11 protein-coding genes and 5 tRNA genes are annotated in these 16,770 nt (G+C 67.7%); 12 read left to right on the forward strand and 4 right to left on the reverse strand.

Features of this window, described 5'->3' with window-relative positions; genetic code table 11:
- The first annotated feature begins 12 nt into the window (after positions 1-12).
- The 11 genes from ytfQ to FZ983_RS05175 all read left to right on the forward strand — a co-directional run bounded on the left by ytfQ (position 13) and on the right by FZ983_RS05175 (position 8,140).
- Positions 13-981 carry a galactofuranose ABC transporter, galactofuranose-binding protein YtfQ gene (gene ytfQ, locus FZ983_RS05120; protein WP_149222518.1) on the forward strand — a complete coding sequence of 323 codons (969 nt, stop codon included), beginning with the start codon at positions 13-15 and terminating at the stop codon, positions 979-981.
- Positions 982-1,168: 187 nt separating this feature from the next.
- Entirely contained in the window at positions 1,169-2,713 is a 1,545-nt protein-coding gene (gene ytfR, locus FZ983_RS05130) for a galactofuranose ABC transporter, ATP-binding protein YtfR (protein ID WP_149222520.1), read from the forward strand.
- Positions 2,710-3,768 carry an ABC transporter permease gene (locus FZ983_RS05135; protein ID WP_149222521.1) on the forward strand — a complete coding sequence of 353 codons (1,059 nt, stop codon included), beginning with the start codon at positions 2,710-2,712 and terminating at the stop codon, positions 3,766-3,768. Before ytfR ends, FZ983_RS05135 begins: the two co-directional genes overlap by 4 nt.
- Positions 3,765-4,751, forward strand: coding sequence for a galactofuranose ABC transporter, permease protein YjfF (gene yjfF / locus FZ983_RS05140; RefSeq protein ID WP_149222522.1), 987 nt, complete (start codon positions 3,765-3,767; stop codon positions 4,749-4,751). Before FZ983_RS05135 ends, yjfF begins: the two co-directional genes overlap by 4 nt.
- On the forward strand, positions 4,751-5,782 hold the full coding sequence (locus FZ983_RS05145) for an aldose epimerase family protein (protein ID WP_149222523.1): 1,032 nt from the start codon (positions 4,751-4,753) through the stop codon (positions 5,780-5,782). The genes yjfF and FZ983_RS05145 overlap by 1 nt, the downstream gene beginning before the upstream one ends.
- Before the next feature lie 107 nt (positions 5,783-5,889).
- Entirely contained in the window at positions 5,890-7,533 is a 1,644-nt protein-coding gene (locus tag FZ983_RS05150; protein ID WP_149222524.1) for a phospholipase D-like domain-containing protein, read from the forward strand.
- Positions 7,534-7,607: 74 nt separating this feature from the next.
- Positions 7,608-7,694, forward strand: a tRNA-Leu gene (locus tag FZ983_RS05155).
- A gap of 38 nt (positions 7,695-7,732) precedes the next feature.
- Positions 7,733-7,808, forward strand: a tRNA-Ala gene (locus FZ983_RS05160).
- 72 nt (positions 7,809-7,880) lie between these two features.
- A tRNA-Asp gene (locus FZ983_RS05165) sits at positions 7,881-7,957 on the forward strand.
- Between the two features lie 4 nt (positions 7,958-7,961).
- Positions 7,962-8,036, forward strand: a tRNA-Gly gene (locus FZ983_RS05170).
- A 29-nt stretch (positions 8,037-8,065) separates the two neighbouring features.
- A tRNA-Val gene (locus FZ983_RS05175) sits at positions 8,066-8,140 on the forward strand.
- Positions 8,141-8,200: 60 nt separating this feature from the next.
- Here the strand turns inward: FZ983_RS05175 and FZ983_RS05180 are convergent.
- From FZ983_RS05180 to FZ983_RS05195, 4 genes are all read right to left on the reverse strand, one after another.
- Positions 8,201-9,037 carry an aldo/keto reductase gene (locus FZ983_RS05180; protein ID WP_149222525.1) on the reverse strand — a complete coding sequence of 279 codons (837 nt, stop codon included), beginning with the start codon at positions 9,035-9,037 and terminating at the stop codon, positions 8,201-8,203.
- A 101-nt stretch (positions 9,038-9,138) separates the two neighbouring features.
- Positions 9,139-10,803 carry a nitrate ABC transporter ATP-binding protein gene (locus tag FZ983_RS05185; protein WP_149222526.1) on the reverse strand — a complete coding sequence of 555 codons (1,665 nt, stop codon included), beginning with the start codon at positions 10,801-10,803 and terminating at the stop codon, positions 9,139-9,141.
- Between the two features lie 27 nt (positions 10,804-10,830).
- Positions 10,831-11,910, reverse strand: a complete 1,080-nt coding sequence (locus FZ983_RS05190) for an ABC transporter permease (protein WP_149222527.1) — start codon at positions 11,908-11,910, stop codon at positions 10,831-10,833.
- Between the two features lie 160 nt (positions 11,911-12,070).
- On the reverse strand, positions 12,071-13,462 hold the full coding sequence (locus FZ983_RS05195; protein WP_149222528.1) for a CmpA/NrtA family ABC transporter substrate-binding protein: 1,392 nt from the start codon (positions 13,460-13,462) through the stop codon (positions 12,071-12,073).
- Positions 13,463-14,258: 796 nt separating this feature from the next.
- Between FZ983_RS05195 and nirB the strand changes: the two genes are divergently transcribed.
- Positions 14,259-16,766 carry a nitrite reductase large subunit NirB gene (gene nirB, locus FZ983_RS05200; RefSeq protein WP_211102877.1) on the forward strand — a complete coding sequence of 836 codons (2,508 nt, stop codon included), beginning with the start codon at positions 14,259-14,261 and terminating at the stop codon, positions 16,764-16,766.
- The last annotated feature ends 4 nt before the right edge of the window (positions 16,767-16,770 follow it).

The raw sequence follows: 16,770 nt of genomic DNA on the forward strand, positions 1-16,770 counted from the left end.
GGAGTGAAACAGATGTCCAGGAAATGGGTGATCTCCGCCGCCACCGCCGCTGCGGCGCTCTTCATCGGGCTTGGCGCGGTGCAGGCCGCCGACAAGAAGCTGGTGGTCGGCTTCTCGCAGATCGGATCGGAATCGGGCTGGCGCGCGGCGGAGACCAAGACCGCCAAGGCGGAAGCCGAGAAGCGCGGCATCGACCTGAAGATCTCCGACGCCCAGCAGAAGCAGGAGAACCAGATCAAGGCCGTGCGCTCCTTCGTCGCCCAGGGCGTGGACGCGATCTTCATCGCGCCGGTGGTGGCGACGGGCTGGGATTCGGTGCTGAAGGAGGCCAAGGAGGCGAAGATCCCGGTCGTGCTGCTGGACCGCCAGATCGAGACCAAGGACCCCAGCCTCTACATGACCGCCGTCACCTCCGACACCGTGCATGAGGGCCGGGTGGCCGGCGAGTGGTTGGCCAAGCAGACCGGCGGCAAATGCGCGGTGGTGGAACTGCAGGGCACCGTCGGCTCGTCCCCCGCCATCAACCGCAAGAAGGGCTTCGACGAGATCGTCGCCAAGAATCCGGGGATGAAGATCGTCCGCACCCAATCCGGCGATTTCACTCGCGCCAAGGGCAAGGAGGTGATGGAGAGCTTCATCAAGGCGGAAAACGGCGGCAAGGGCATCTGCGCCGTCTACGCCCACAACGACGACATGGCCGTCGGCGCCATCCAGGCGATCAAGGAGGCCGGGCTGAAGCCGGGCAAGGACATCCTCGTCGTCTCCATCGACGGCGTGCCCGACATCTTCAAGGCGATGGCCGAGGGCGAGGCGAACGCCACGGTGGAGCTGACGCCGAACATGGCCGGTCCTGCCTATGACGCGCTGATCGCCTTCAAGAAGGACGGCAAGGCGCCGCCGAAGTGGATCCAGACGGAATCGGCCCTGTTCACGCCCGAGACCGCCAAGGCCGAGTATGAGCGCCGCAAGGACGCCTACTGATCGGGAGTTTGGGGGGGGCGCAGAAATCCCCCTCTCCCCCCCGGGGAGAGGGTCGGGGTGAGGGGGATGCATTGCGTGCCCAGCCCGAGAATCCTCGCCGCGCGTCCCCCCTCACCCTAACCCTCTCCCCAGGGGGGAGAGGGAATACGCCCCACAGTGTTCCATCGTGCATCCGCCGAGGTCCGTCATGACGGCGTCAACCACTCCCCCCTCCGCGCCGTTGCTGGCGATCCGCGGCCTGTCGAAGGCTTTCCTCGGCGTCCAGGCGCTCGACGGCGTCGATTTCACCCTGCGCCATGGCGAGATCCACGCCCTGCTCGGCGAGAACGGCGCCGGCAAATCGACCCTCATCAAGACGCTGACCGGCGTCTACCAGCGCGACGGCGGCACCGTGGCGCTGGAGGGGCGGGAGATCGCGCCCCGCGGGGTGGAAGAGGCGCAGCGCCTGCACATCGGCACCGTCTATCAGGAGGTGAACCTGCTGCCCAACCTGTCGGTGGCGGAGAACCTGTTCCTGGGGCGCCAGCCGATGCGCTGGGGGCTGGTCGACCGCGGCGCCATGCGGCGGCGGGCGCGTGCCATTCTGATGCCCTACGGCCTGTCGATCGACGTCACGGCCCCGCTGGGGCGCTTCTCGGTCGCGACGCAGCAGATCGTCGCCATCGCCCGCGCGGTGGACATGTCGGCCAAGGTGCTGATCCTCGACGAGCCGACCGCCAGCCTCGACGCGCAGGAGGTGGCGGTGCTGTTCAAGGTGATGCGCACCCTGCGGTCGCGCGGGATCGGCATCGTCTTCGTCACCCATTTCCTCGATCAGGTCTATGAGGTCTGCGACAGCATCACCGTGCTGCGCAACGGCCGGCTGGTGGGCGAGCGGCGCACGGACGAGCTGCCGCGCTTCGACCTTGTCGCCATGATGCTGGGGCGGGAGTTGGAGGCGGCGGCGCACCGCATCGACATCGGCCCGGCGGAGGTGGACAGCCGCCCGCCGCTGGCCAGCTTCAAGGGATTCGGCAAGTCGCGCAGCGTCGCGCCCTTCGACCTCGAAATCCGCCCCGGTGAAGTGGTGGCGCTGGCAGGATTGCTGGGCTCCGGCCGGACCGAGACGGTGCGGCTCGTCTTCGGCATGGACCGCGCCGACCAGGGCGAGGCGACGGTGGACGGCCGTCCGGTGCGGCTGAAGGGGCCGCGCGACGCCGTGCGGCTCGGCTTCGGCTTCTGTCCGGAGGACCGCAAGAAGGAAGGGATCGTCGGCGAGCTGTCGGTGCGCGAGAACATCATCCTGGCGCTCCAGGCGCGGCAGGGCTGGCTGAAGCCGATCCCGCGCCGCCGGCAGGAGGAGATCGCCGACCGCTTCATCCGCCTGCTCGACATCCGCACGCCGGACGCCGAACGGCCGATCCAGCTGCTGTCCGGCGGCAACCAGCAGAAGGCGTTGCTGGCGCGCTGGCTTGCGACCGAACCGCGCCTGCTGATCCTCGACGAGCCGACGCGCGGCATCGATGTCGGCGCCCATGCCGAGATCATCCGGCTGATCGAGCGGCTGTGCGCCGACGGCATGGCGCTGCTGGTGGTGTCGTCGGAGTTGGAGGAGATCGTCGCCTACAGCCGCCGCGTCGTCGTGCTGCGCGACCGCCGCCATGTGGCGGAACTGAGGGGAGGGGAGGTCAGCGTGGAGCGCATCGTCGCCGCCATCGCATCGGAGACGCCGAATACGGAGGTGCGGCAATGATGCTGTCCGCTCCCGGTCCATCGCGCAACCTGCCGCAGTATGGCGCGCTGCTCGTCGTGCTGTTGGCCAACTGGCTGCTGTTCCCCGACTTCTTCGCAATCCGCCTGCAGGACGGCCGGCTGTTCGGCAGCCTGATCGACGTGCTGAACCGCGGCGCGCCGGTGGCGCTGCTTGCCATCGGCATGACGATGGTCATCGCCACCCGCGGCGTCGACTTGTCGGTCGGCGCCGTCATGGCGATTTCCGGCGCGGTCGCCGCCACCATGACCGGAGCCGGCTGGGGCCTGCCGGCGGTGCTGGCGGCGTCGCTGGCCGCCGGGCTGCTGTGCGGGCTGTGGAACGGGCTGCTGGTGGCGGTTCTGCGCATCCAGCCGATCATCGCCACCCTGATCCTGATGGTCGCCGGCCGCGGCATCGCCCAGCTGATCACCGAGGGGCAGATCGTCACCTTCACCAGCCCGGCTTTGGCCTTCATCGGTGGCGGGTCCTTCCTGACCGTGCCGATGCCGGTGGTGCTCACCATCCTTGTTCTGGCGGTGACGGCTCTGCTGGTGCGGGCGACCGCATTGGGGCTGATGATCGAGGCGGTCGGCATCAACCGGCTGTCCAGCGCGGGGGCCGGCGTCAACACACCGGTGGTGCTGGTCGCCGTCTATGTCTGGTGCGGGCTGTGCGCGGCGGTGGCCGGGCTGATCGTCACCGCCGACATCCGCGGCGCCGACGCCAACAATGCCGGGCTGTGGCTGGAGTTGGACGCCATCCTGGCGGTGGTGGTCGGCGGCACCTCGCTGCTGGGCGGGCGCTTCGGGCTGGTGCTGTCGGTGGTGGGGGCGCTGATCATCCAGGCGATGAACACCGGCATCCTGCTGAGCGGCTTCAAGCCGGAATTCAACCTGATCGTCAAGGCGGGCGTCCTGATGGTCGTCCTGCTGCTGCAATCGCCGACGCTGACCCTGTTCCTGCCGCGCCCGAAGGGTGCGCGGCCGATGGGCGCGGTCAAGCCGCCGGTTGCGCCGCCGCCTGTTGCGCCGAAGAGCGGAGGGGCGAAACCATGACCGGAGCACTCCAGCGGTTCCTTCCGCTGATCGTCACCACCGCCGTGCTGGTGGTCGGATTCCTGATCTGCGCGGCGCAGTTCCCCAACTTCGCCTCCTGGCGGGTGGTGGGCAACCTGCTGACCGACAACGCCTTTCTCGGCATCACCGCGGTCGGCATGACCTTCGTCATCCTGTCGGGCGGGATCGACCTGTCGGTGGGGGCGGTGATCGGCTTCACCACCGTGCTGCTGGCCGTGCTGATCGAGCATGGCGGCTGGCACCCCGTCCCTGCCTTCGCCGTCGCGCTGGTTGTCGCCGGTGCCTTCGGGGCGGCGATGGGCGGGGTGATCCATGTCTTCCGGATGCCGCCCTTCATCGTCACGCTGGCCGGCATGTTCATCGCCCGCGGCCTGGGCTTCGTCCTGACCACCGACTCGATCCCGATCAACCACCCGCTCTACGGCGAGCTGAACGACATGGCGCTGCGCTTCGACTTCGGGCTGAAGCTGAGCCTGCCGGCACTGCTGATGCTGGGGGTGGTGCTGGCCGCCGTGGTGCTGGCGCATTGGACGCGCTTCGGCGCCAACCTCTATGCGCTGGGCGGCAACCGGCAGTCGGCGGAGCTGATGGGCGTGCCGGTGGGGCGGACGACGGTGGCCGTCTATGGGCTGTCGGGTCTGCTGGCCGGGCTGGCGGGGATCGTCTTCTCGCTCTACACCGGCGCCGGCTATTCGCTGGCGGCGACGGGGGTGGAGCTGGACACCATCACCGCGGTGGTGATCGGCGGCACCCAGCTGACCGGCGGCTACGGATATGTCGTCGGCACCTTCGTCGGCGTGCTGATCCAGGGGCTGATCCAGACCTACATCACCTTCGACGGCACGCTCAGCAGCTGGTGGACCAAGATCGCCATCGGCGTGCTGTTGTTCGTCTTCATCCTGTTGCAGAAGGGTCTGCTGACGGTCTGGGCCGGCCGCGGCGGCGAACCGGCGGAGGCGTGATGCCCATCGAGAGTTTCCTGTTCGATACGGTGGATGGCCGTCCGGTGGAGGGCTTCACCCTCTCCGCCGGAGGGCTGGAGGCGACGCTGGTCGCCCATGGCGCCCGACTGGTGCGGATGACGGTGCCCGACCGTGATGGAACGCCCGCCGACGTGGTGCTGGGCTTCGACCGGCTGGCCGACTATCTGGCGAGCGACGCCTATTTCGGTGCCACCTGCGGCCGCTACGGCAATCGCATCGGCGGGGCGGCCTTCACGCTGGACGGCGTGCGCCACGAACTGGCCGTCAACGAGCCGCCGAACCAGCTGCATGGCGGGCCGGAGGGCTTCGACCGGCGGATCTGGGATGCGACAGTTGATGAGGCGGAGAACGCCGTCACCTTCACGCATCAATCGCCGGACGGCGACCAGGGCTATCCCGGCACGCTGACGGCGACGACGCGTTACCGGCTGACCGACGACGGCGTGCTGGACATCCGCATGACAGCGACGACCGACCGGCAGACCATCGTCAACCTCGTCCATCACAGCTATTGGAATCTTGGAGGGCATGCTTCCGGCGACCTGCGCGACCACCGGCTGGCGGTGCGCGGCGGCTTCACCACGCCGGTCGGCGCCGACCTGATCCCGACGGGGGAGGTGCGGCCTGTGGACGGCACCCCCTTCGACCTGCGCGAAGGCGTGGCGCTCGGCGAGGCTCTGGAGGCGGTCGGCGGCCTCGGCTTCGACCACAACTGGTGCCTGGAGGGGCCGGCGGGGGAGCTGCGCCCGGTGGCGGTTCTGGAGCACCCGGCATCGGGCCGGCGGATGGAACTGGCGACCGACCAGCCGGGCTTGCAGGTCTATACTGGCGGTTATCTCACCGAGCAGGTGGTGGGCAAGGGCGGACAGCGCTATCGCCGCTTCGCCGGGCTGGCGCTGGAAAGCCAGCGTTTTCCCGGCAGCCCGAACATCGGCCATTTCCCTTCGGCGCGGCTGGACCCCGGCGGGACATACCGGCACCTCATGCAGCTGCGATTCCGGGCGGGCTGAGCGGAAAGCGGGGAACCGTCCACCGGTTTGCGGGGTTCATCGAAGGCACGGCAGCGGTTCCGCTGCTGCCATTGCCAAACCCCATCATGCCGGAAGGAAAGGTCGACATGGCCGCGACGCCGGACGCCGCCCGCCCAAGCCCCGTTTATCCGACCGGCCAAATTCCGGCGGGGCCGATCCTGGTCCCCGGCCGGACCTGCTGGCGCGTGGCGAAGGCGGACCGGATGGCCGTCATCATCGACGCCGCCGCCTATTTCGCCAGGATCAAGGAGGCCATCCTCAATGCCCGCCACACGGTGATGCTGATCGGCTGGGATTTCGACACCCGGATCAAGCTGGAGCCGGAAGACCCGATGCCGGGCGTGCCCAACGAGCTGGGCGACTTCCTGTCCTGGATCGTCCGGGTGCGGCCGGAACTGACCATCAACGTGCTGAAATGGGATCTGGCGGTCCTGAAGATGCCGTTCCGTGGCCGGACACCGCTGGTCCTGCTGGACTGGATGAGCAGCCGGCGCCTGCGCTTCCGCCTGGATTCCGCCCATCCGCCCGGCGCCTGCCACCACCAGAAGATCGCCATCATCGACGATGCGCTGGCGTTTTGCGGCGGCATCGACATGACCACCGACCGTTGGGACACTCCCGAGCACCGCGACGACGATCCCCGCCGGGTGCGGCCCAGCGGCATAGCCTATGGCCCCTTCCACGATGTGACCACGGCCGTCGACGGCGAGGCGGCGCGGGCGCTGGGCGAGCTGGCGCGGGAGCGTTGGCGCCGGGCGACCGGCGACGCGCTGCTCCCGCCGCCGCTGACCGAAGCCCATTGGCCGGAGGACCTGGAGCCCGACTTCCGCGACATCCCCGTCGCCATCGCCCGCACCGACCCGATGGCGGATGATGAGGACCGGCAGAAGACCGGCAAGCGCGGCGTGCGCGAGATCGAGGCGCTGTATCTGGCCGCCATCGCCGCGGCACGGCGGTTCATCTATCTGGAAAGCCAGTATTTCGCCTCGCAACGGATCGTCGCCGCCATCGCCGCCCGTCTGTCGGAGCCGGACGGGCCCGAGGTGGTGGTCGTCAACCCGGAACGCACCCCCGGCTGGGTGGAGGAGGAGGCGATGGGCAGCGCCCGCTCGCTGCTCGTCCAGCGCACGCGAGAGGCCGATCCCCATGGGCGCTTCCGCATCCTGGCCCCGGTGACCGAGGGCGGACAGGGCATCTATGTCCATGCCAAGGTGCTGGTGGTGGATGACCGGTTCCTGCGGGTGGGATCGTCCAACATCAACAACCGGTCCCTGGGGCTGGACACCGAATGCGACCTCGCCATCGACTGTCCGCCCGGCGAGCACGAGGAGGATTCGGAGAACTGCCGCGCCATCCGCTCCGTCCGCACGCAGCTGATGGCGGAACATCTGGGTGTGGCGGTGGAGGAGGTCGAGCGGACGGAGGAGGGAACCGGTTCGCTGGTCGCCACCGTCGACCGGCTGATTCGCCCCGCCGGCCGCTCGCTCCGTCCGCTGGAGCCGGAACGGTTGAGCGAGGCGGAGGTGGCGCTGGTCGACGAGCGGCTGCTCGATCCCGACCGGCCGGAGCCGATGGCGAAGATCGTCATGCGCGGCGCGACGGTGTTCGGCGACGTGAACCGCACCACGCTGCGCATCGCCGCCGGGGTTGCCGCGGGTGCCGCGATCGGGCTCGGGCTTGCCGTCTGGGCCGGCCGGAAGGGGCTTGGGAAAAATTTTCGCGGAGAGTGAATTCTGTGCTTGCGGGCCACGGTCCATCCCGCTACATAGGCGCTCCCCGCGGCGCCCAACGCGGTGCGGGGAAAGCGCTTGTGGCGGAATTGGTAGACGCGCTAGGTTCAGGTCCTAGTGGCTGAAAGGCCGTGGGGGTTCGAGTCCCTCCAAGCGCACCAACACTTCCAGTGTTGGTGATGGGTAGCAGAAGTATAGTGGGGCCATAGCTCAGCTGGGAGAGCGCTACAATGGCATTGTAGAGGTCAGGAGTTCGATCCTCCTTGGCTCCACCACTTCTGAAGGGTTTGGTAAGTTTAAGTCTTGTCTGTCGGGGTGATGTCTTGTAAAAGACGCCGCTCCTCAGCGCGGGTGTAGCTCAGTTGGTTAGAGCGCCGGCCTGTCACGCCGGAGGCCGCGGGTTCAAGTCCCGTCACTCGCGCCACTTTGCGGGCGTAGCTCAGGGGTAGAGCACAACCTTGCCAAGGTTGGGGTCGAGGGTTCGAATCCCTTCGCCCGCTCCATTACTGGAGCGACAGTTTTGGGTTCCCGTGGTCTCGTAGCTCAGCGGGAGAGCACTACGTTGACATCGTAGGGGTCACTGGTTCAATCCCAGTCGGGACCACCATTCTGAAGGCCGCCAACCGGAACGGGTTGGCGGCCTTCGCCATTCTCGGGCCGGCGGTCCTCAAATCATCGCCAGCGGCTGCTTGCGCTTCGGCGGCGGGAAGGCCTTGTCGATCTCCGCGATGTCCTCGCCGGTCAAGGTCAGCTTCACGGCCCCGGCATTCTCGATGGCGTGCGCCATGGAGCCCGCCTTGGGGATCGCGATCACGCCCTGCTGGCGCAGCGCCCAGGCCAGCGCCACCTGTGCCGGAGTGGCTTTGTGCCGCTTCGCCACCGCCAGCAATGCTGGGGAGCGCAGCAGGCGGCCGCCCTGGCCGATGGGGGAATAGGCCATCACCGGCATGCGCGCGGTGTGCTGGAAGGGCAGCAAATCGTATTCGATGCCCCGGTGTTCGGGGTTGTAGAGCACCTGATTGGCGGCGCAGCCGTGCAGGTCGGTGACCTCCCCCAACTCCTCCAGATCGTCCACGTCGAAGTTGGAGACGCCCCAGCGGGCGATCTTGCCGGCCTCGCGCAGCAGCTCGAACGCCTCGACCGTCTCCTCCAGCGGCACGCCGCCACGCCAATGCAGCAGGTAGAGGTCGATGCGGTCGATCTTCAGCCGCTTGAGGCTGCGGTCGCAGGCCTTCACCGTGCCGATGCGAGACGCGTTGCTGGGCAGGACCTTGGTGACGATGAACAGGCCGTCGCGCCGGCCGGCGATCGCCTCGCCCACCAGTTCCTCCGATGCGCCGTCGCCATACATTTCGGCGGTGTCGATCAGGGTCATGCCGTGGTCGATGCCGGCCCGGATGGCGGCGATCTCCGCGGCACGGTCGCCGCGCCCCTCCGCCATCATCCAGGTGCCCTGGCCGAGAGCCGGAACGTCGGTGCCGTCCGGCAGGGTCACGCGCTTCATCTCTGGTCCCTCGTCCGTCATCCCGAAAAACAACAAGCTGGCCCTGCGGAGCCAGCTTGTCCAATGCCTATTCGGTGGGATTTCCGGAAGATGGAAGCGGCTCAGGCGGCCTTCTTCGGTGCTCCGGCATGGCCGCCTTCCAGGAAGTTCAGCAACTCCTCGCGGTAGTCGTAATAGCGCGGGTGTTCCAGCAGGGCCTGCCGGGTGCGCGGGTGGGGGATGTCGACGGTCAGGACATGGCCGATCTTGGCGTTCGGGCCGTTGGTCATCATCACCACCCGGTCGGCCAGCAACAGCGCCTCGTCCACGTCGTGGGTGACGCAGACCGCCGTCACCTTGGTGCGCGCCCACACCTCCATCAGCACCTCCTGCAACTCCCAACGGGTCAGGCTGTCGAGCATGCCGAAGGGCTCGTCGAGCAGCAGGAGCTTGGGCGACAGGGCGAAGGCGCGGGCGATGCCGACGCGCTGCTTCATGCCGTTGGAAAGCTCCGACGCCTTCCGGTCCATGCTGTCGCCAAGCCCGACGCGGGCGAGGTAATAGCGGGCGATGTCGGCGCGCTCGCCCTTGTTCGCATGGGGAAATACGCGGTCGACGCCGAGCATGACGTTCTCGTAAGCGGTCAGCCAGGGGAACAGGCTGGGGGCCTGGAACACCACGGCGCGGTCGGGGCCGGCGCCGTCCACCTCCTTGCCGTCCAGCACGATGCCGCCGCTGGTCACGTCCGCAAGGCCGGCGACCATCGACAGCACGGTGGACTTGCCGCAGCCGGAATGGCCGATCAGCGAGACGAACTCCCCCTTGCGCATCTTCAGGTCGAAGCCGTCCACCACGGTCAGCGGCCCCTTCGGCGTGGCGAAGGTCTTGGTCAGGCGGGTGAATTCCAGATAGCGGTCCTCCATCCCGCGCCCGCCCATCGCCTCGATATAGGCCTTGGGCGGGGGCGAGGCGGTGATCGGCTTCACGTCGGGCAGGACCAGCCCGTCATCGCCGCCGGTGCCGCGGGCGACGCCGACCTCCATCAGATAGGCGGTGACCTCGGCGCGCAGGCGCTTGAAATCCTCGTCATGGTTGACGGCGGTGCGGTCGCGCGGGCGCGGCAGATCGACGGTGAAGGCGGGGCCGAGCGTGGCGTTCGGGCCGGGCGTCAGCGGGATGATGCGGTCGGCCAGCAGGATCGCCTCGTCCACATCGTTGGTGATGAGGATGACGGTCTTGCGGTCCTTGCGCCAGATCGCCTCGATCTCGTCCTGCAGCTTGGCACGGGTCAGCGCGTCGAGCGCCGACAGCGGCTCGTCCAGAAGCAGCATCTCCGGGCTCATGGCGAGTGCGCGGGCGAAGCCGACGCGCTGGCGCATGCCGCCCGACAGTTCCTTCGGCCGGCGGTCGGTGGCGTGGCCGAGGCCGACCGTCTCCACCGCCCGGCGGGTCAGCACGCCGCGCTCGGCCGACGGCTTGGCCTTGTGGACGGCATCGACGGCGAGCGCGACGTTTTCCTTCACGCTGAGCCAGGGCATCAGGGAATAGGACTGGAAGACGAGGCCGCGCTCCGGGCCGGGGCCGGTCACCGGCTTGTCGCGATAGAGCACCTCGCCGGCGTCCGGCATCGCCAGCCCGGCGATCAGATTGATCAGCGTCGACTTGCCGGAGCCGGAGAAGCCGACGATGGCGACGAACTCGCCCTCTTCGATCGACAGGTCGATGTCGCGCAGCACGGTGGTGCCGCCGTAGGACTTCGACACACCCTTCAGGTCCAGGATCGCCATGGTCGTCGTCTCCGTGTGTAGAAGGGCTTAGCGGGCGGGGCTGTGGCTGACGGCGGACTGGAGCGCCAGCATCACGCGGTCGAGCAGGAAGCCGATCAGGCCGATGGTGAAGACCGCCACCATGATCTTGGCGAGCGAGCTGGAGGAGCCGTTCTGGAACTCATCCCAGACGAATTTTCCGAGGCCGGGGTTCTGGGCCAGCATCTCCGCAGCGATCAGCACCATCCAGCCCACGCCCAGCGACAGCCGCAGGCCGGTGAAGATGTAGGGCAGTGCCGACGGCAGCACGAGGCGGCGGACCATGGTGAAGCCGGACAGCTGCAGCACCTTGCCGACATTCATCAGGTCGCGGTCGATGGAGGACACGCCGACCGCCGTGTTGATCAGCGTCGGCCACAGCGAGCACAGCGTGACGGTGATGGCGGAGGTCAGGAAGGACTTCTCGAACAGCGGGTCGCTGCCCGACACGGTGGCGCTGACCACCATGGTGACCAGCGGCAGCCAGGCCAGCGGCGACACCGGCTTGAAGATCTGGATCAGCGGGTTGATCGCGGCGTTGACGGTCGGCGACAGGCCGCTCGCCACACCCAGCGGCACCGCCACCAGGGCGCCCAGCAGGAAGCCGGTGAAGACCGTCTTCAGGCTGGTGAAGATCTGGTCGATGTAGGTCGGCTTGCCGGCATAGGGGCGGGTCTTCACCTCGGCCGCCGGGTCCTTCGCCAGGATCTCGGCGTTGCGCTTGGCCTGCCGGTCGTAGAAGGCGGCTTCCTTGGCGCGTTCGGCCTTGTGGTCGGCGTAGAGGTTCGTCGCCTGCTCCCACACCTGGGCCGGGCCGGGGATGGCGCCCAGGCTGGTCTGCACCTGCGGGGCGGCCCAGCCCCAGGCGGCGAGGAACAGCAGGATGGCGGTCAGTGGGATGCCCATCTGGCGCCAAAGCTCGATACCCTGCTGGCGCGGATTCTCGCCGGATGCCAGCCGCAGCAGCGGCGCCAGCCAGCCGAGGCCGATCGTGGTCAGGGCGGAGGCGATGCGGTTGAGGGTGTGGGTGCGGCGGGCCTTGCGCTGGGCGCGGGCGAGGTCGGCGGAGGTGTCGGTCAGGCTGGTCATGGCGGGGTGTCCCTTCGGAAAGGTCCCTTCTCCCCCCTGGGGAGAAGGTTAGGATGAGGGGGTTCGGCGCAGCCGAAGAGATCCTCGAAACGGATCCCCCTCACCCCGACCCTCTCCCCGGGGGGGAGAGGGAGGATTGGGCAGGTGGGGGCAATGCAGCTCAGCCCCCCACCACCTGACCGCCTTCGACCTTCTGGTCGCCCTTCAGGCCGATGGGCTGCTTGGCGAGGTAGTCGTTCGGCTTGCGGCCGTCATAGGCGATGCCATCGATGAAGCCGTTGTCGACCGGCTTGTAGCCGTCGCTCTTCCAGGGGAAGTCGGCTTCCTTCGACTTGCCTTCCTCGACCAGCAGCTTGGCGGCCTGGAGATAGACGTCGGGCTTGTAGACCTTGCGCGCGGTCTCGTCGTACCAGGCGTCCGGCTTGGCCTCGGCGATCTGGCCCCAGCGGCGCATCTGGGTCAGGTACCAGACGGCGTCGGAATAGAAGGGATATGTGGCGTTGTAGCGGAAGAAGACGTTGAAGTCGGGAACGTCGCGCTTGTCGCCCTTCTCATATTCGAAGGTGCCGGTCATCGAGTTGGCGATCACCTTGGCGTCGGCGCCGACATATTCGGGCTTTGCCAGGATCTTCACGGCCTCGGCGCGGTTGGCGTTGTTGTTCTCGTCCAGCCACTGGGCGGCGCGGATCAGCGCCTTGACGACGGCCAGATGGGTCTTGGGGTTCTTGGCAGCCCAATCGTCGGTGACGCCGAAGACCTTCTCGGGGTTGTTTTTCCAAATCTCGGTGTCGGTGATGACGGGGACGCCGATGCCCTTGATCACCGCCTGCTGGTTCCACGGCTCGCCGACGCTGTAGCCGTAGATGGTGCCGGCCTCCAGCGTCGCCGGCATCTGCGGCGGCGGGGTGACGGACAGCAGCGCGTCGGCACCGATCTGGCCCGACACGTCGGTCGGGCTGTAGAAGCCGGGGTTGATCCCGCCCGACGCCAGCCAATAGCGCAGCTCGTAATTGTGGGTCGAGACCGGAAAGACCATGCCCATGTTGAAGGGCTTGCCCTCGGCCTTGTACTGGGCGATCACCGGCTTCAGCGCGTCGGCCTTGATCGGGTGGACCGGCTTGCCGTCGGCGCCCTTCGGCACGTTGACCTTCATCTTTTGCCAGACGTCGTTCGACAGCGTGATGCCGTTGCCGTTCAAGTCCATCGAGAAGGCGGTGACGATGTGCGCCTTGGTGCCGAAGCCGATGGTCGCGCCCAGCGGCTGGCCGGCCAGCATGTGGGCGCCGTCCAACTCGCCGGAGATCACGCGGTCGAGCAGGACCTTCCAGTTCGCCTGCGGCTCCAGCGTTACCGACAGGCCTTCATCCTCGAAGAAGCCCTTTTCGGCGGCGATGGCGAGCGGCGCCATGTCGGTCAGCTTGATGAAGCCGAGCTTCAGCTGGTCCTTCTCGACGTCGAGCGGCGCGGCGATGGCAGAGACGCCCGCCGTCAGGGCGATGACCGCAGCGGCGGATGCGAGAAGGCGGCGGAGGGTGGGAGGGGACTGGGCCACGTCGGTTGCTCCATCTCTGAAATCCGGACCAGCGGTCGGGTGGGGCGACACCGGTGTCGATTTTCTGGGCAAGTCCCGGACTGGCTGTTTTTCGGGCAGTATGGCCATCGAAAGCGTCCAGCGGGATCGACCGGAAAAGCCTTGTTGCAAGGCCCGTCGATACCGGGGTCGGCAACACTGCCGGGGCTGGCCCATCATTGGACGCTTGGGATGCACGCACCGTCGTTGGCGCGTCTCTGGCCTCCCTCTTCGCAAGGCTCATGCCAAAGGATGGGTTTTGCCGAAAAATGGGTCGGAGCGATTGATTCATCTGGCTATGACCCGGCGGAAGGTATGAAGCACCCGGCGGGGTGACCGCACCGTCTGCTGATTTTTGCGGCGCACACAGACCTGCTTGGTCATCCTTTGTGCAAGACCTAAGGATGATCCAAAAACAGGCACCTAGGTATCGGGTGCGGAAGGGCGCGGGAAGCCGCGGAATCTCTGAGTTTTTCCCGATACCGTCGGCTTGCGAATGGATTGGCACGCGGCTTGCGAAGGGAATGGCGAGACTACAGCGGGCGCCAGCAACGTCGCCAGTGCCCGCGACACCGCCGAAACCCACGCGACGACGCGCGGATTTGGCTCTGGTTCGACGACGAACCGCCCGGACAACGGCGTCCGAACAGGTGTGCATCCGCCTTCGCGATCCACTCGCGGGGCAGGGACGCAGGCCCGTTCGGACGCCTTTCTTTTTGGCCCCGTGCCTGACTTGCAGCAGGCCGGACACGATAGACGAGGCAGACGCGCCATGGACATGCATCTCTCATCGAACAACGGGCCCGCCGTCGAAGCTAACGAGGCTGAACTGCGCAACGCCGGACCGGCCAGGGAACGGCTGGTGGTGGTCGGCAACGGCATGGCCGGCATGAAGACGGTGGAGGAACTGCTGGCCAAGGCGCCCGGCCGCTTCGACATCACCGTCTTCGGGGCCGAACCGCATCCCAACTACAACCGCATCATGCTGTCGCCGGTGCTGGCGGGGGAGAAGACCTTCGACCAGATCGTGCTGAACAGCCGCGAATGGTACGACGCCAACGGCATCACCCTACTGACCGGCGAGCCGGTGGAGGGCATCGACCGCGAGGGCAAGACGGTCGTCTCGCAGTCCGGCCGCGTCGTTCCCTATGACAAGCTGCTGATTGCCACCGGCTCGATGCCCTTTATCATCCCGGTGCCGGGATCGACCCTGCCGGGCGTCATCGGCTTCCGCGATCTGGCCGACGTGGACGCCATGCTGGCGGCGGCGGAGAAGGGCGGTCGCGCCGTGGTGATCGGCGGCGGCCTGCTCGGGCTGGAGGCAGCGAACGGCCTGCGGGTCAAAGGCATGGACGTCACCGTCGTCCATTTGATGCCGACGCTGATGGAGCGCCAGCTCGACCCGTCGGCCGGCATGCTGCTGCAACGGGAGCTGGAGCGCCGCGGCATCGAGGTGCTGACCGGCGCCGACACTGCCGAGATCGTCGGTGAGGACCGGGTCGGCGCGGTGCGGCTGAAGGACGGGCGCGAGCTGCCGGCCGACATCGTCGTCATGGCGGTGGGCATCCGCCCCAACATGGCTTTGGGCAAGGCGGCCGGGCTGGATTGCGGGCGCGGCATCCGGGTGGATGACCAGATGCGCACCAGCGACCCGTCGATCTACGCGGTCGGCGAATGCGTCGAGCATCGCGGCGTCACCTGGGGTCTCGTCGCCCCGCTGTTCGAGATGGCGAAGGTGCTGGCCCACGACCTCGCGGGTGGGGAGGGCGCCGCCTATACCGGCTCCGTCACCTCGACCAAGCTGAAGGTCACTGGCGTCGACGTGTTCTCCGCCGGTGATTTTTCGGGCGGGGAGGGGACGGAGGACATCGTGTTCCGCGATGCCGCCCGTGGCGTCTACAAGCGGCTGGTGCTGAAGGACGGCAAGCTGCTGGGCGCCGTGCTGTATGGCGACACCAAGGACGGCGCCTGGTACTTCTCGCTGCTGAAGGACGGGGCGGACATCTCGGCCGAACGCGACACCATGATTTTCGGCCAGGGCTTCGGCAGCGCCGATGCCGGTGATCCGAACGCCGCCATCGCGGCATTGCCTGACTCTGCCGAGATCTGCGGCTGCAACGGCGTGTGCAAGGGCACCATCGTCAAGGCGATCACCGAAAAGGGCCTGACCAGCCTGGACGAGGTGAAGGCGCACACCAAGGCGTCCGCCTCCTGCGGCGGCTGCTCCGGCACGGTGGAGCGGCTGCTGGCGGTGACGCTGGGCGATGGCTTCACCGCGGCGCCGAAGGTCAAGCCGATGTGCAAATGCACCCACCACACCCATGACGCGGTGCGGGCAGCCATCGTCGACCGCGGGCTGAAGACCATGGCCGACGTGTTCCAGGCGATGGAATGGACGACGCCCGACGGCTGCGCGTCGTGCCGGCCGGCGCTGAACTATTACCTGCTGTGCGCCTGGCCGGGCGAGTACCGGGACGACTACCAGTCGCGCTACATCAACGAGCGCGCCCACGCCAACATCCAGAAGGACGGCACCTATTCGGTCGTGCCGCGCATGTGGGGCGGCCTGACCAGTGCTGCGGAGCTGCGCGCCATCGCCGACGTGGTGGACAAGTTCGCCATCCCCACCGTGAAGGTCACCGGCGGCCAGCGCATCGACCTGTTCGGCGTGAAGAAGGAGGATCTGCCGGCGGTCTGGGCCGACCTGAACGCCGCCGGGATGGTGTCGGGCCATGCCTATGCCAAGGGGCTGCGCACGGTGAAGACCTGCGTCGGGTCGGAATGGTGCCGCTTCGGCACGCAGGATTCGACCGGGTTGGGCGTGAAGCTGGAGCGGATGACCTGGGGCACCTGGACCCCGCACAAGGTCAAGCTGGCGGTGTCCGGCTGCCCGCGCAACTGTGCCGAGGCGACCATCAAGGACCTGGGCGTGGTGTGCATCGACAGCGGGTACGAACTGCATGTCGGCGGCAATGGCGGGCTGCATGTCCGGGCCTGCGACCTGCTGGTCCGCGTCGCGACGGAGGAGGAGGTGCTGGAATACACCGGCGCCTTCATGCAGCTGTACCGCGAGGAGGCCCGCTATCTGGAACGCACCGCGCCCTGGGTGGAGCGGGTCGGCCTCGACCACATCAAGGCGGCGCTGGTCGATGATCCGGAGCGGCGGCGGGCGCTGAACGCGCGTTTCCTGTTCTCGCAGACCTTCTCGCAGGACGACCCGTGGGCGGAGCGTGCCGCCAAGGGCGTCGACCGTCACGAATTCAATCTGCTCGCCGAAGTGGGGTAACGGA

The sequence above is a fragment of the Azospirillum sp. B21 genome (assembly GCF_008364825.1).
GTDB lineage: Bacteria > Pseudomonadota > Alphaproteobacteria > Azospirillales > Azospirillaceae > Azospirillum.

Excerpts from the sequence above, each read along its gene's own strand:
- FZ983_RS05150 (WP_149222524.1), top strand. The coding sequence starts at position 5,890 with ATGGCCGCGACGCCGGACGCCGCCCGCCCAAGCCCCGTTTATCCGACC.
- FZ983_RS05135 (WP_149222521.1), top strand. The coding sequence starts at position 2,710 with ATGATGCTGTCCGCTCCCGGTCCATCGCGCAACCTGCCGCAGTATGGC.
- ytfR (WP_149222520.1), top strand. The coding sequence starts at position 1,169 with ATGACGGCGTCAACCACTCCCCCCTCCGCGCCGTTGCTGGCGATCCGC.
- FZ983_RS05145 (WP_149222523.1), top strand. The coding sequence starts at position 4,751 with ATGCCCATCGAGAGTTTCCTGTTCGATACGGTGGATGGCCGTCCGGTG.
- FZ983_RS05185 (WP_149222526.1), bottom strand. The coding sequence starts at position 10,803 with ATGGCGATCCTGGACCTGAAGGGTGTGTCGAAGTCCTACGGCGGCACC.
- FZ983_RS05180 (WP_149222525.1), bottom strand. The coding sequence starts at position 9,037 with ATGAAGCGCGTGACCCTGCCGGACGGCACCGACGTTCCGGCTCTCGGC.
- yjfF (WP_149222522.1), top strand. The coding sequence starts at position 3,765 with ATGACCGGAGCACTCCAGCGGTTCCTTCCGCTGATCGTCACCACCGCC.
- FZ983_RS05190 (WP_149222527.1), bottom strand. The coding sequence starts at position 11,910 with ATGACCAGCCTGACCGACACCTCCGCCGACCTCGCCCGCGCCCAGCGC.
- nirB (WP_211102877.1), top strand. The coding sequence starts at position 14,259 with ATGCATCTCTCATCGAACAACGGGCCCGCCGTCGAAGCTAACGAGGCT.
- ytfQ (WP_149222518.1), top strand. The coding sequence starts at position 13 with ATGTCCAGGAAATGGGTGATCTCCGCCGCCACCGCCGCTGCGGCGCTC.